Below are 14,286 nucleotides of genomic sequence, written 5' to 3' on the forward strand. Positions count from 1 at the left end.
TTAAAGCTCCAGAAAGTTTTTAATCAGCTGCGCACCGGCTTTACCGGAACGTTCAGGGTGGAACTGCACCCCGTAAAAATTGTCTTTGTTAACAGCCGCGGTAAACGGGCTGCCGTAGTCACAACTAGCAATGGTATTGTCGTTTACCGGCAGCGCATAGCTGTGTACAAAATAGAAGTAACTGCCCGCCGGAATATCTTTGAACAGAGGATTATCCAGCTTAGGCGTTACCTGATTCCAGCCCATATGCGGAGAGCGCAGCGGTGTCACATCCATCTTCTCGATATTCCCTTCCACAATACCTAAGGTTTCGATAAGAGGCTGCTCGCCAACCCCCTCTTCAGAGGCCTGCGCTAACATCTGCATACCTAAACAGATGCCTAAAACCGGCTGAGTAAGGTTTTTAATCTGCTCAACTAAATCACGCTCTATTAAGTTTGCCATCGCTTCTTTAGCGGTGCCGACACCGGGTAAAAACAGTTTATCCGCCTGCTGTAAAATTGCAGGATCTTTACTGACGGTGACGTTGTAACCTAAACGTTCAATGGAAAATTTTACCGACGACAGGTTTGCGCAGCCGGTATCAATAATTACTATCATAAAACACCTTTACTCGAAGGTAGGTCAGTACCTACAATTTGAATACTTTGACGCAGTGTACGGCCGAATGTTTTAAATAAACCTTCCACCATATGGTGGGCATTACCGTTTTCAACTTCCAGGTGCAGTGTTGCGCCCATTGACTGTGCAAGCGAGTAGAAGAAATGTTCAACCATCTCCGTTGACATGGTGCCCACTAATTCGCGCGGGAAGTCCGCTTTAAATTTAAGGTAGGGACGGCCGGAAAGATCCAGTGTACAGCTGGCTTTGGTTTCATCCATAGGCAGCACAAAACCGAAGCGGCCGATACCGCGTTTGTCACCAAGCGCTTTATTTAATGCTTCGCCAAGTGCCAGGGCAGTATCTTCAACACTGTGGTGATCATCAATATGCAGGTCGCCTTTAACAGAAACATTCATCTGGAAGCCGCCGTGGGTGGCAATCTGATCTAACATATGATCAAAGAAACCCATGCCGGTATCGATATTGTTTTCGCCCGTGGTATCTAAATCAACGCACACATTAATATCGGTTTCTTTGGTAGTACGGGTAACCGAGGCAATGCGTCCTTTCGTGGTCAGCTGTTTAACAATCTGCTTCCAGCCGAGTGTTTCTTTATTGTAGAGAATACCGCTGATACCCATATTATCAGCAAGACCGATATCCGTATGACGGTCGCCGATGACATAGGACTCGGCAAAGTCGATACGTCCTGATTTCAGGTACTCGCTGACCATGCCTAAATGCGGTTTACGGCAGCTGCAGTTGTCTTCCTGGAAATGCGGGCAGAGCAGGGTAGCTTCAAATTTCACGCCCTGTGAGGAAAAGATCTCCATCATTTTATTCTGTGGTATATCGAAGTCTGACTGCGGGTAGCTGTCTGTACCTAAACCATCCTGGTTGGATACGATAACCAGAATATATCCGGCATCCTGCAGCGTTAATAAGCTGGGAATAACGTCCGTTTCAAATTTTAATTTTTCTAAACTGTCCACCTGTTTATCACTGATCGGCTCATCAATTAAGGTTCCGTCACGGTCGATGAATAGAAATTTTTGTTTACTCATTAGTTGTTCCCTACAGTGAATTTAAAGTGGTTAAAGTTGATTCCATTTCAGCTTTTGAGCCGATGGTGATGCGAATGCAGTTTTCTAAACGAGGTTTGCCGGCAAAGTCGCGCATAATAATGCCGTCTTCGGCAAATGCCTGAAAGACTTTTGCAGAGTCTGCAAAACGTACCAGCAGATAATTACCGGTTGCCGGAAATACTTCTGTTACGCAGGGCAGTTTGTGCATCTGTTCTTTGAGCAGTGCGCGGTTGTTATTTAATATTGCCACACGCTCACGCATGATTTTTAAACCCTCTTCCGATAAAGCCTGCGCTGCGATCTGCGCAATCGGATCCGGTACCGGATAGGGCGCAATCACTTTTGAGAGCATTTCAATAACACTTGCCTGTGCCAGGGTGAAGCCGCAGCGGATTGACGCTAAAGCAAAGGCTTTGGACAGGGTTCGGGTGATAACCAGATTTTCATGCTGAGCAATTAAACCGGTCTGGCTGAGTTCCGGGCAGAATTCAATATAGGCTTCATCGGCAACAATTAATGCTTTACCTTTGGCCGCCTGCAGCAGTTCAGCTAACTTTTGTTTGTCGAGCATATTACCGGTGGGGTTGTTAGGCGCGCATAAGAAAACAATTTTAACTCGGCTGCCTTCTCTGTTTACCGCTCTACTTACTGCCTGATAATCAACATCAAAGTTACTGTCAAGAGCTGCTTCCTCAATTGCCACGCCGCAGGTTTCCGCACTGATTGCATACATGCCGTAGGTAGGCGGGCAGATTAAGATGCTGTCTAAAGCAGGCTCACAAAAAGTACGGATTAGAATTTCAATGCTTTCATCAGCACCGCGCGTGCTCAGTATCTGGCTGCTGTCCAGGCCGGCATATTGTGCGTAAGCATTGATTAAGGCCGGAGGCTGAAATTCCGGATAACGGTTGAGGCTGCTTGAGTCGAGCTGGTATTCATTACAATCAGGGGACTCGTTGGCATTCAGCCAGACTTCACCCGTTCCGCCGATACGACGAGCAGAAAGATAAGGGGTTAATGCTTGCACCGTTTCCCGGGCGAGGTGTTTGATATCACTCATGTCTTTCTATTTCCCTAGCTTGAATGCGGGGCGCAGGTTTTAGCCTGCTTACAAACGCCCCGTTTATAGTCTGTTTTTACTTATTCAATTTGTCCATGCGGATAGTGACCGCGCGTTTATGTGCAGTTAAGCCTTCGGCGTCTGCAAGGCAGGTGACCGTCGGTGCCAAACGGCGCAGTCCGTCAGCACTGAGTTCCTGTACTGTGTAACGCTTACTAAAGTCTGCTAAGCCTAAACTTGAATAGGTCTTTGTATAACCGTAAGTAGGCAGCACATGGTTGGTACCGCTGGCGTAGTCACCAACCGATTCCGGCGTCCAGGCACCTAAGAAAATAGAACCGGCGTTTTTCAGCTGCGGCTGCAGGGCACGCGGATCTTTAGTCTGAACAATGAGATGTTCAGGTGCATAGCGGTTGGAAATTTCCACTGCCTGATTAATATCTTCACAAACAATGCTTACGCTGTGCGCCAGTGCTTTTTCTGCGATTTCACGGCGCTCTAAAACAGCCAGCTGCTTACCGATTTCAAGTGCAGTCTGCTCGGCAACCTGCTGACTTGGTGTTACTAAAATGGACTGTGAATCATGACCGTGCTCTGCCTGTGATAAAAGGTCGGCGGCAATAAATGCCGGATCTGCATCTTGATCGGCAATCACTAATACTTCCGACGGACCGGCCGGCATATCAATGGCTGCACCGGCAAAATCATTGCTGACCTGACGTTTCGCTTCGGTTACAAAGGAGTTGCCCGGGCCGAATATTTTATCAACTGCGCCGATTGTTTCAGTACCGTAAGCCAGGGCTGCAACAGCCTGCGCGCCTCCAACTGTGTAGATTTCATTGACGCCGCATAGTGAGGCTGCAAATAAAATTTCATCGGCAAGCGGCGGCGGTGAACATAAAACGATACGCGAACAGCCGGCAATCTGCGCTGGTGCGCCGGTCATAATAACAGTTGAAGGAAGCGGCGCACTGCCGCCGGGAATATACAGACCGACAGACTCAATCGCTTGAGTATGCATTTCACAAACAACGCCGGGCATAGTTTCAACTGTGATAACTTCCTGAACCTGTGCTGTATGAAATTTAACAACCTGGTTATAAGCGGTTGTGATCGCTTCTTTGATTTCATCACCTAAGCGGGCACCTGCCTGCTTAATATCCTGATCTGTTATGGTGAAAGTTTCACCTTCTAACTTATCAAAACGTTTAGTGTAATCAAGCAGGGCTTTATCACCGTCACTGCGGATGGCGGATATGATTTCAGCTACTGTATTAGTCAGCGCTGAAGAATCTGCCATAGCAGGGCGGGCAAGCAGTGAAACCTGCTGCTCATTTGATAAACCTGACCAGTTAACCGTCTGCATTCCTGACTGCATAATTACTCCATCATTTTTTCAATTGGTAAAACTAAAATAGAGTTCGCGCCCAGCTCTTTAAGCTGCTCCATTGTTTCCCAGAAAAGGTTTTCTTTGCTGACCACATGCAGGGCAACATGATCTGTACTGCCTGCTAATGCCATAACGGTCGGACGGTCAGATCCCGGCAGCAGATCGGTAATTGCGTCAAGGTTTTCTTTCGGTGCGTTAAGCATAATGTATTTAGATTCTTTAGCTGTCTGCACGCCGTCAATACGTGTTAAAAGTCGGTTCACTAAATCTTGTTTATCATCTGACAGGGCTTCATTACGCTGCATTAATACAGCGGTTGAGCGGTAGATAACTTCTACTTCTTTCAGACCGTTTGCTTCAAGCGTCGCACCCGTGGAAACAAGATCACAAATAGCATCGGCAAGACCGGCACGCGGTGCAACTTCAACAGAGCCGGTAAGCATACAAGAGGTGTAAGGAACCTTTGCTTCTTCCATAAAACGTTTCAGAATATGAATATAAGTTGTTGCAATGCGCAGGTTAGCAAGAGACTCAACACCTTGATAATCAAAGTCATTATCTACTGCAATTGAAAAACGGCAGCCGCCGAAAGCAAGTTCTTTAACAACTTTATGGGCAGTCGCTTCACCGGCAGCCGCACGCATCATGCTCTCTTCTTCAAGGACGTTCTGACCGATAAAACCAAGGTCAACCACACCGTCCATTACTAAACCCGGGATATCATCATCGCGCACGCGCAGGATGTCGATGGGCATATTTTCACTGTGGGCAATTAAACGCTGGGTGTTTAAATTTACTTTAATACCGCAGGCTTTTAACAGTTTAACCGTATCATCACTTAAACGGCCTTTCTTTTGTATCGCAATTCTTAAACGTTGTTCTGGCATTATATTTTCCTTGTCGTAAAAACTAAAAAACCCCCGGGAGGTGAGCCTTCCGAGGGTTAAATTTTGTGCCAACCACTGGAAGAATATACAACATCTCCCAAGAATAAAATCCTGAAAGATTAGGTGATATGATGGTGGTGATGTAGTGCTTTCAGGGTAACTTTTTTCATGGTTTGCTAATTCTCTAAAAATTTAAGTGTTTGTAGACTATCAATGTTGTTCTTAAAAGTGAACTGTTATTTGCACAAAATCCGAGTAAATGATGGAATATTTATGCACATTTACTGATTATTCACTCGTTAGACTTTCATTGTGCTGCTCTGGAGCCGTTTCCAGGGCTTCTAATCTGGCGCGTTCCGCTTTAGAAATATACTTAGGTTTCTGACTAGGATTTTTTTTGGCATTCATCTGTTTAACACGTTTTTTTAGAATACTGTTTATTTTTTTCTTGCGGTTCATGGATCTTTTCCTAGCTGAATATAATACCAGCATTGTAAAGAACTGGGCGGCAAACACAAGTCAAAGCATTTTCAGAACTGCCTTTGCTGAATTCTCCGCTGGTTTTTTTCAGCGGCTGGCTGATTCGGATATTTCGGTATGATGCGGGTATAATTCGACTGACTGTTCGAGGTAAGCATTAATTATATGCTCATAACTTCCGTCAAGTTTCATCTCTCTCAGGGTTATATCAAATTTATCACGCAGATCAGTTAAATTACGTTTTTTAGAAAATGCAATATAACTGGGTACACTCTGCAGCGAGGGTTTTAGTTCACGAATATCAACCAGCTGATTCATTTTTCTGGCAATATCATAGGCGCCGTATTTATTGCTGATGATAACCGGCACACGATCCGCCAGCAGCTTTCTCATATTCTGCTCACCGCTGTTGCTTAACTGCAGTTTGGTTATTATCCCGTCTTTTACCGCCTGATCCCAGGTTGTGCCGTAACTGACACTGTTTACACCGCCGATGGTATAGTTGGAAAGACTTGCCAGGTTACCGTCATATTTTATTGTAGAGTCGGATCTGACAAACAGGGAAATGGTCTGCGGCATCAGTATTTCCCGGGAGAAATCGGCAAACTGTTCTCGAACCGGATTTTTAAAGGCGGTAAAAACGGCATCAGCCTGACCCTCTTCAATATACCTGATGGCTCTTGCCCAGGGTAATATCTTGATATTAATCGGCACATCTAAGCGTTTAAAGACCTCTTCAATAATATCAACAACAATGCCTTTAACCTCCCCCTCTGATTCACCTCGGTATTCATAGGGGGGATACTGCAGAGTCACCAGCTCTATTGTTTGTGCTAAACATGTTGATGAAATAAAAAAAGAAAGCACCAGATAAAAAATTTTTGACACACAGAATCCTTTTGCATTGTTTACTTATTAAAGATAGTCCAGCCGCAGTATCCGTGCTGGAAGCGCCTTCGTCCTGAGTGCGCCTTTCTTCTTAACCCTTTCTTAACCTGTTGTTGTATATGCTTGTCCCATATTTCTTAGGAGACAAAAATATGCTTTTTTATTGTCAGTTTGGCCGTCTTTTTACTGTATTACTGCTTCTCTCTATTAGCGGGTGCAGTGTAATCGGCGAACAAGACTACCAATACTCAGTTGAAAATTCACCTGCAAATTATCAAAAATGGCGGCATCAGCAGAATGAAACCGTTCAGGTTAGTCTGTTAACTGACTTGATTGCGATTGATGAACTTAATGATCTGGTTTTACTGGCCATGGATAAAAATCCAAGCCTGCAGCAGACAGCCGCCGCACTGCAGATAAGCTATGCACAGCGAGGCATTGCCGCTAGTGAACGCATCCCGCATCTGTCTGCCGGCTTGAATGCAGACAACAAAAAGGATAGTGATACGACTTACAGTGCGGATCTGACGGTCAGCTGGGAAATCGATCTGTGGCAGAAAATCAGTGACAGTGTCAGCGCCGCTGAGATGGATATTAAAAGCTCGGAAATGACCTACCAAAGTGCCCGGGACGTGCTGGCCGCTAATGTTATGCGCAGCTGGCTGCAGATTAATCTCTCTCAGCAGCTGCTGGAAATTGAAAAGCAGCGCCTGACTGCGCTGGAAAATAATGAAATATCCATTGTCGAGCGTTATCGAGCCGGACTTGGTGAACTGGAAGAGCTGGACAGTGCCCGCAGCAGCAGTGCTAAAACCCGGGCGGCATTAGTGGATTATGCAGAGCAGCTGGCACAAAAACAGCGCTCCCTGCAGCTGCTGTTAGGACAAAATCCGCAGTCCGATAATATCCAGATCAGTGCTGAATTCCCCGCGGTATCAGCGCCGCTGACTAACCTGCCGGAGCAGGATTTAGGGCGTCGTCCGGATCTGCAGAGTGCTTATTATAATATTCTCGCTAATCAGTACCGCACAGATATAGCCTACAAAGCACTGCTGCCTTCGATCAGTTTATCAGCCTCTCTTTCATCACTTGCCGCCGCGCCAAGCGATGTCTTATTCGGCAGCGGGGCCTGGAGTCTTCTCGGTCAGTTGACTGCGCCGCTGTTTCAAGGCGGCAAATTACGCTCAGAAATTGAAATTGCACAACTAAGCGCAGAGCAAAGTTACTGGCTGTATCAGGAGACACTGCTTAATGCGGTTAATGAGGTAGAAAATGCACTTGGACAGGAGCTCTCTCTGACCCGTCAGCAGGAGCATCTCAATGAAGCATTAAGCAGTGCACAAACTAATTTTGCTAATTATCAGGTGAAATACCGCCAGGGGCTGGTGGATATTCTTGATTTATTAGCGGTTCAGCAGCAGACCTTTGATCTGCAGTCGCAGCTGATTGAAGTTACTTATCTTCAGCTTAATAACCGTATCGACTTAGGTCTTGCACTGGGTTTAGGAGTTTCATCATGAAATTTAATAGTTTAACAGCCGCTGTCACACTGGTTTCTGCAGCAGGTATCTTCACAGCCGCCGCTTATAACGGTATGCAGATCGATGCAAATAATGAGCTGATTAATCAGCATAGCGCGGAGGTAATGATCAGCTACCCGGATGTTGCGGTTATTAATGTTGTTAAAGATAATTATCAGGCGCAGATCAAAGGTTATGGTGAAGTTAAAGCCCGTTATCAGTTAACCTTGAGCAGTGAGGTCAGCGGGAGGGTTGAGTTTCTTGATGAAAAATTCGAGTCGGGCCAGCTGTTTGACAAAAATGCCGAGTTAGTCAGATTAAATGCAGTCAGTTATCAGCAGGCAGCTGCCGGTGCGCAGGCCGCTGTTGCGGACGCAGAATATGCTTTTTTAGAAGAACAGCGTCAGAGTCAGCAGGCAAAATTAGAGTGGCGCCGTTCCGGCATGCAAGGCGAACCGGACTCCCCGTTAGTATTACGGGAGCCGCAGCTGGCGGCGGCGCAGGCAAATCTCAACAATGCTCGGCGTCAGTTAGAGAAAGCGCAGTCAGATCTGGACAAAACCACAATTGCAGCCCCCTTTGATGCGCTGGTTATTACCCGTGATGTGCAGCCCGGCAGTTATCTGCAGGCCGGTAATACAGTGGCGACTTTATACAGTACAGATCGTGTTGAAATAACAGTCCCTTTATCTAACCAGCAGTGGCAGAACCTGCCGCCGAGTGCTGCTTTAAAAAATAAAAAGCGGCCGGTTAAGCTGAGTAACAGTGAGGGTACCAGCAGATGGACTGGTTATGTTGACCGGGTTGAAAAACACCTGGACAGCAGCAGCCGGCAGCGTTCTCTAGTGGTGGTGGTTGAAAAACCTTTTACGCAGAGCGAGCCTCTTTTTCCGGGTACATTTGTTGAAGCACAGGTGCAGGGAGATGAGCTCAATGATCTGTGGAAAGTACCGGCTTCGGCGGTTTCACAGAATGGTTATGTCTGGTATATCTCAGAAACTAATAATCTGGCTCGTTTTAAAGCAGAAAAAGTATTTGAGCTGGCCGACGCCGCTTATATCAAACCAATGGGGGGGCTGGACAGTGCGCAGATAGTGGTGCGCCCGCTTAACAGTTATGTGCAGGGCATGACCGTTACTCCTAAAGTGGAAAACGGACTTGAGGAGGCCGCATCATGAGCAGAGATATGCAGAAATCTACCTCGTCAGGCGAACTGGGAAGTAATCCCTTAAGCAGCATCATAGGCTGGTTTGCGCAAAACTCCGTGGCGGCAAACTTGTTATTAGTCAGTGTAATTATACTCGGGGTAATGTCGTTAAACTCGCTGCGTAAAGAGGCCTTTCCAAGTATGGAACCGGATATGATTACGGTTTCGGTTAATTATGACAGTGGTGATGCGAAGCAGGCGGAAGAGGGCATCGCGATTAAAATAGAGGATGCTCTGGAAACGGTTGCCGGTATTAAACGCATTACTTCAACCTCTAATGTCAGCGGCAGTACAGTTAAAATTGAAAAACAGAGTGATTATTCACTGCAGCTTTTATTAAGTGATGTGAAGACCAAAGTGGATGCTGTTTATAACTTTCCCGCTGATGCTGAAAAACCGGTTATTGAAAAAGCGCAGCGTCAGGATCATGCTTTATGGGTACAGTTATACGGTAATGCAGACCGGGCGACGCTGCAGAGTTTAGCCGAAAAGCTTAAGTCGGACCTGCTGGCAAAATCGGGAATACGCGATCTTGCTATTAAAGCAAAAGCCGAGCCGATGATTTCCGTTGAAGTTGATGAAAGCAAACTGCAGGCTTACGGTTTAACTATCAGTGATATTTCCAGTGTGATTAATGCTGAGTCTTCCACCCCGCTGACGACCAGTTTACGAAACGGCGATAAAGTGATGCGCCTTAAAGCTTCCAGACAAGCTTACCGGCTGACTGAATTTTCGCAGATCCCTCTGCTGACTACATCCGCAGGTTCGATAATCAGGCTTGGTGATGTAGCAGAAGTCGAAGATACCTTTGCCGATGATACTTACCTGCTGTCCCGCTATAACCAGCAGAACGGCATGGCGATTGAAATTGTGATGGATGAGTATGGCGATGTAACCGAGATCGTCGAACAGGCTGAACAGGTTGTTGACGACTGGCATCAGCGCGGTTTATTACCTGATAATGTCGAACTGGAAACCTGGTACGACAAAAGTACGCTGATTAAAGAGCGCCTGTCACTGTTGACCAGCAATGCATTAACGGGGATCACTTTTGTTTTTATTGTACTGGCGTTATTTCTTAATTTTCGCGTTGCTTTCTGGGTAGCGGCCGGTCTGCCTTTTGTCTTTTTCGGCACCCTGTACTTTATGCAGGATACGTTTACCGGATTAACCCTTAATGAGATGACCACCTTCGGGTTTATTATGGCGCTGGGCATTGTTGTTGACGATGCCGTGGTGGTTGGAGAGAGTATTTACAGCACGCGCAGGTCTTATGGAGATACTGTTGAAAATACCATTAAAGGCACCATGAAAGTTGCTGTGCCGACCATTTTTGGTGTGCTGACCACGGTGGCCGCATTTATGGCGTTAACTAATGTATCGGGAAATATGGGCAAGATATATGCGCAGTTTGCAGCTATAGTGACTATCTGCCTGCTGTTGTCCGTGGTTGAATCAAAGCTGATTCTGCCTTCTCATTTGGCGCACCTTAATACCCGTCGCGAAGTGACTGGCGGTTTTGCCGGATTATGGGCGCGCATTCAGCACGGCGCAGACAGCGGTCTGCAGTGGTTTAATCTTTATATTTACCGCAATATTATTGAATGGGCATTAAAACTGCGTTATGCGGTGATCTTCGTTTTTGTTGCGCTGTTTATGTTAGTGGCGGCAATGCCGATGACCGGAGCTGTGCGAGTGGCTTTTTTCCCGGATCTGCCGGGAGATGTGATTACGGCTGAATTATCCATGCAGGATGATGCCAGTTTTGGTCAGACGAACAGCAACTTACTGTGGTTAGAAAAAACAGCGCGTCAGGCGGATCAGATTCTAAGTGAAAAAAACGGTGCGCAGGAAAGTCAGATCAGCAGTCTGCAGGTGATTGCTGAGCAGGACAGCAGCGGTACACTGCTGGTCGAAATAACCTCGGACTCAGTGTATTCGTCAACGGATTTTGCCGCTCAGTGGAAGTCGCTTTCCGGCTCTCCGGAGGGTGTTAAAAAACTCAAGTTCCTCTCGAGTATGCATATGGTGGATAATTTCAAAGTTGAAATAAAAGCCTGGGATGAAACAACGGTTAAAGCCGCCGCTGAGCAGTTTAAAGCTGTTTTACAAAAAACAGCGGGTGTCAGCGCTATTGACGATAATCTTAATCCCGGACAGCCGCAGATTCGATTTACCGTGACAGAGCAGGGACGAAGTTTAGGTATGGATACAGCAACCCTGTCACGGCAGCTGCTGCAGTCCTTCGGTGGTGAAATTGTGCAGCGTTATCAGCGAGATAAAGACGAAGTTAAAGTACGGGTGCGTTATCCGGATAATCAGCGTCAGACCATGGCAGATATTGTGCAGGCCCGGGTACGAACTGCAGAGGGAACCTTAGTACCGCTGACTGCCGTTGCCGATATCAGCACCGAGTATCAGCAGGATGAAATTACCCGTATCGATAACCAGCGCTCTGTGTATATAACGGCAGCCGTGGATAAATCAGTTCTTTCATCAAATGAATTAGTCACTAATCTGCGCCAGGGGCTGCTGCCTGATCTGCTTAAACAGTTTCCAGATATCAGTGTGCATTTTGCCGGGGAAGCCGAGCAGCAGGAAGAAACCACTGAGTCGATGCTTAATATGTTTATTGCCGCCTTGCTGATTATTTATGTGCTGCTTGCTGTGCCCCTGAAATCCTATGTGCAGCCGGTGCTTATTATGCTGGCTATCCCTTTTGGTATTGTCGGGGCGATATTAGGCCACTGGCTGAATGATTTAACCATCAGTATTTTATCCTTAAACGGTATACTGGCATTAAGCGGGGTGGTTGTGAACGACAGTCTGCTGCTGGTTTCACGTTTTAATGAACTGATTAAAAAACCGGGTATAGAGGTGCGGGAAGCGGTTATTGAAGCCTGCTCCGGGCGTCTGCGTGCAGTACTGCTGACTTCCATTACAACTTTTGCCGGTCTTGCTCCTTTATTGAGTGAAACATCAATGCAGGCGCAGTTTTTAATTCCGGCTGCCGCATCGTTAGCCTACGGCATTTTATTTGCGACCCTGATTACTTTAATATTAATACCGGCATTATTATTTATTCACTGTGAAATCAAAAGATTACTGGCTAAACTCGTTACTAAAAACAGGCTGACTCATGGAGAATTAATGCATGTTAAAACTGATATTGGTTGAAGATGATATTGATTTAGCGGCGGCAGTTATTGACTACCTGGAGTTAGAGGGGATGCAGTGCGATTACGTCTCAAACGGACCGGCCGGGTTAAACCTGATTGAACAGAATGACTATCAGGCTGTTATTCTGGATCTCAATCTTCCGAAAATGGATGGTTTAACTATCTGCACTAAGATGCGCGAGCAGGGTATTGATACTCCTGTATTAATGCTGACGGCAAGAGACAGCCTGCAGGATAAGCTCCTGGGGTTTGATGCCGGTGCGGATGACTATCTGGTTAAACCCTTTGCCATGGCGGAATTAATTGCGCGTATTCAGGTACTGGCCGGGCGCCGCAGCGGGCAGGTCCGCTGTTTGAAAGTAGCGGATCTGCAGTTAAATTTACAGGAAAAGCTGGCATATCGAAATGAATGCCCGCTTAAGCTGTCACCAACCGCATTGAAAATATTAGAAGTGTTAATGCGTGAAAGTCCGAATCCGGTATCGCGCGAGAAACTGATGCACAATGTCTGGGGAGACCAGCCGCCGGACAGCAACAGTTTAAAAGTACATATTTATAATCTGCGTAAACAGCTTGATGGTAATGCCAATAAAGTTTTACTGCATACAGTCAGCGGTTATGGTTTTGCGCTGAAAGCAGACAAGTAAATGAATTATGATCCTAAGCGGCATTTATTACCTTAAAATGAGAGTGTTATGAAAATAAGACCAAGTTTGCGATTATACTTTCTGGCGGGGCTGCTGGCTTTAGGCTCTGTGATGGCACTGACATTTTCTGCATTAACTGTCCGCTACTATATTGAGGGCATGGATTCAGGACTGAGCGGTACTATGCTTCAGGTTGCAGATGCAGACGGTGTCAGCGATGGTTTTCCAGTTACACTACTGGATTTTCAAATAGCCAGCCGCTGGCAGGACGTGCCTGCACAGATTAAAAAGCGTTTCCCGTCTCCTCCGAATGAACTTTATCAGCTAAAAAAATCGGCCGGTGAGCACAACTTATTATCCGTGCCTGAGGAGGTTTATTTTGTTTCCTTAATGGCTAATAAGCTCGGGGAAAAACGTTATGTTACAAAAATACTAACGGATCTTCCGCCGCCTCATCTGCAGGAGCAGAGCTTTTCTCATTTTTTCTGGATTTTTGTTTTTGCTGTTAGTGCTATTTTGATATTTGCGCTTTTGGTTTTATTAATTATGCGTTTTGTCGCGGCTCCCGTTGAGGCGCTACGCGACTGGGCAAAGTCATTAAATGAAAGTAATTTAAAAAATACACCACCGGATTTCAATTATAACGAACTTAATTCTTTAGCCGCTATTATTCGTAACAGTTTAAATTCCGTGCATCACAGCCTGGAACGGGAACACCAGTTTCTGCGTAATGCCAGCCATGAACTGCGCACGCCGATTGCGGTGATCCGCAGCAATGTCGAGCTGCTGCAGAAGCTTAATGAAAAACAGCCTGCCAGTGACAAGCATCAGCAGGTTACCGCACGGATTGAGCGTGCGGCTTTAAATATGGGGGATCTGACCGAAACCCTGTTATGGTTAAGCCGTGACAATGAACCGCCGCCGGCACTGCAGACTGTAAAGCTTAATCAGCTTATCGAGCAGCTTGTTGAAGAGTTAAACTATCTGCTCCAGGGAAAAGCGGTTACTGTGAAACTTGACTGTGCCGAATTTTCAACTGAACTGCCGCTGACAGTCTGCCGTATCGTTCTTGCTAATCTTATTCGTAATGCTTTTCAGCATACACAGAACGGCAGTGTTTCTATTCAGCAGATCCGGGAGCTGGTGTGTATCCGTAATATTAATGCCGATTGCAGTGCTGCCGACAGCGCCAATGATGAACTGGGTTTCGGCCTTGGTCTTAAACTGACAGATAAACTGGTAAAGCAGTTTCACTGGCCTTATCACAGACAGATTGAAACGTCCGGACATTTAGTTGAAGTGCTTTTCTCAGCTGCGCAGAATAAGCAGAAAAAATAAGC

12 protein-coding genes and 1 other annotated feature are annotated in these 14,286 nt (G+C 46.3%); of the genes, 5 read left to right on the forward strand and 7 right to left on the reverse strand.

Annotated features, from left to right (window positions below; translation table 11 throughout):
* The 7 genes from hisH to G337_RS0123615 form a co-directional block, all read right to left on the reverse strand.
* The gene (hisH, locus tag G337_RS0123585; RefSeq protein ID WP_028866032.1) at positions 1 to 600 is read right to left on the reverse strand and encodes an imidazole glycerol phosphate synthase subunit HisH; all 600 of its coding nucleotides are present in this window, start codon (positions 598 to 600) and stop codon (positions 1 to 3) included.
* Entirely contained in the window at positions 597 to 1,667 is a 1,071-nt protein-coding gene (hisB, locus tag G337_RS0123590; protein WP_028866033.1) for a bifunctional histidinol-phosphatase/imidazoleglycerol-phosphate dehydratase HisB, read from the reverse strand. The genes hisH and hisB overlap by 4 nt, the downstream gene beginning before the upstream one ends.
* Before the next feature lie 10 nt (positions 1,668 to 1,677).
* Positions 1,678 to 2,748 (reverse strand): histidinol-phosphate transaminase, encoded by a 1,071-nt coding sequence (hisC, locus tag G337_RS0123595; RefSeq protein WP_028866034.1) that lies wholly within the window; start codon positions 2,746 to 2,748, stop codon positions 1,678 to 1,680.
* Positions 2,749 to 2,824: 76 nt separating this feature from the next.
* Complete coding sequence (hisD, locus tag G337_RS0123600; protein ID WP_245597705.1) at positions 2,825 to 4,126, reverse strand: histidinol dehydrogenase; 1,302 nt, start codon at positions 4,124 to 4,126, stop codon at positions 2,825 to 2,827.
* 2 nt (positions 4,127 to 4,128) lie between these two features.
* Positions 4,129 to 5,025, reverse strand: a complete 897-nt coding sequence (gene hisG, locus G337_RS0123605) for an ATP phosphoribosyltransferase (protein WP_028866036.1) — start codon at positions 5,023 to 5,025, stop codon at positions 4,129 to 4,131.
* Between the two features lie 21 nt (positions 5,026 to 5,046).
* Positions 5,047 to 5,169: a sequence feature (His leader region), on the reverse strand.
* A 144-nt stretch (positions 5,170 to 5,313) separates the two neighbouring features.
* On the reverse strand, positions 5,314 to 5,484 hold the full coding sequence (locus G337_RS28465; RefSeq protein WP_084605605.1) for a DUF2986 domain-containing protein: 171 nt from the start codon (positions 5,482 to 5,484) through the stop codon (positions 5,314 to 5,316).
* 108 nt (positions 5,485 to 5,592) lie between these two features.
* Positions 5,593 to 6,393 (reverse strand): substrate-binding periplasmic protein, encoded by an 801-nt coding sequence (locus tag G337_RS0123615; protein WP_028866037.1) that lies wholly within the window; start codon positions 6,391 to 6,393, stop codon positions 5,593 to 5,595.
* 152 nt (positions 6,394 to 6,545) lie between these two features.
* On the opposite strand from G337_RS0123615, the gene G337_RS0123620 reads away from it, so the two are divergent.
* From G337_RS0123620 to G337_RS0123640, 5 genes are read left to right on the forward strand one after another with little or no spacing between them, the layout of a single operon-like run.
* Complete coding sequence (locus G337_RS0123620; protein ID WP_028866038.1) at positions 6,546 to 7,913, forward strand: TolC family protein; 1,368 nt, start codon at positions 6,546 to 6,548, stop codon at positions 7,911 to 7,913.
* Positions 7,910 to 9,091 carry an efflux RND transporter periplasmic adaptor subunit gene (locus G337_RS0123625; RefSeq protein WP_028866039.1) on the forward strand — a complete coding sequence of 394 codons (1,182 nt, stop codon included), beginning with the start codon at positions 7,910 to 7,912 and terminating at the stop codon, positions 9,089 to 9,091. The genes G337_RS0123620 and G337_RS0123625 overlap by 4 nt, the downstream gene beginning before the upstream one ends.
* Entirely contained in the window at positions 9,088 to 12,297 is a 3,210-nt protein-coding gene (locus G337_RS27255; RefSeq protein WP_051303575.1) for an efflux RND transporter permease subunit, read from the forward strand. The genes G337_RS0123625 and G337_RS27255 overlap by 4 nt, the downstream gene beginning before the upstream one ends.
* The gene (locus tag G337_RS0123635) at positions 12,275 to 12,946 is read left to right on the forward strand and encodes a response regulator transcription factor (protein ID WP_028866040.1); all 672 of its coding nucleotides are present in this window, start codon (positions 12,275 to 12,277) and stop codon (positions 12,944 to 12,946) included. Before G337_RS27255 ends, G337_RS0123635 begins: the two co-directional genes overlap by 23 nt.
* 48 nt (positions 12,947 to 12,994) lie before the next feature.
* Positions 12,995 to 14,284 (forward strand): sensor histidine kinase, encoded by a 1,290-nt coding sequence (locus G337_RS0123640; RefSeq protein WP_028866041.1) that lies wholly within the window; start codon positions 12,995 to 12,997, stop codon positions 14,282 to 14,284.
* The last annotated feature ends 2 nt before the right edge of the window (positions 14,285 to 14,286 follow it).

Source organism: Psychromonas aquimarina ATCC BAA-1526 (assembly GCF_000428725.1).
Lineage (GTDB): Bacteria > Pseudomonadota > Gammaproteobacteria > Enterobacterales > Psychromonadaceae > Psychromonas > Psychromonas aquimarina.

What these genes read in the sequence shown, in the direction of transcription:
- hisC (WP_028866034.1), bottom strand. Translation starts at nt 2,748, where the DNA reads ATGAGTGATATCAAACACCTCGCCCGGGAAACGGTGCAAGCATTAACC.
- hisG (WP_028866036.1), bottom strand. Translation starts at nt 5,025, where the DNA reads ATGCCAGAACAACGTTTAAGAATTGCGATACAAAAGAAAGGCCGTTTA.
- G337_RS27255 (WP_051303575.1), top strand. Translation starts at nt 9,088, where the DNA reads ATGAGCAGAGATATGCAGAAATCTACCTCGTCAGGCGAACTGGGAAGT.
- G337_RS0123635 (WP_028866040.1), top strand. Translation starts at nt 12,275, where the DNA reads ATGTTAAAACTGATATTGGTTGAAGATGATATTGATTTAGCGGCGGCA.
- G337_RS0123620 (WP_028866038.1), top strand. Translation starts at nt 6,546, where the DNA reads ATGCTTTTTTATTGTCAGTTTGGCCGTCTTTTTACTGTATTACTGCTT.
- G337_RS28465 (WP_084605605.1), bottom strand. Translation starts at nt 5,484, where the DNA reads ATGAACCGCAAGAAAAAAATAAACAGTATTCTAAAAAAACGTGTTAAA.
- G337_RS0123640 (WP_028866041.1), top strand. Translation starts at nt 12,995, where the DNA reads ATGAAAATAAGACCAAGTTTGCGATTATACTTTCTGGCGGGGCTGCTG.
- hisD (WP_245597705.1), bottom strand. Translation starts at nt 4,126, where the DNA reads ATGCAGTCAGGAATGCAGACGGTTAACTGGTCAGGTTTATCAAATGAG.
- hisB (WP_028866033.1), bottom strand. Translation starts at nt 1,667, where the DNA reads ATGAGTAAACAAAAATTTCTATTCATCGACCGTGACGGAACCTTAATT.
- G337_RS0123625 (WP_028866039.1), top strand. Translation starts at nt 7,910, where the DNA reads ATGAAATTTAATAGTTTAACAGCCGCTGTCACACTGGTTTCTGCAGCA.
- hisH (WP_028866032.1), bottom strand. Translation starts at nt 600, where the DNA reads ATGATAGTAATTATTGATACCGGCTGCGCAAACCTGTCGTCGGTAAAA.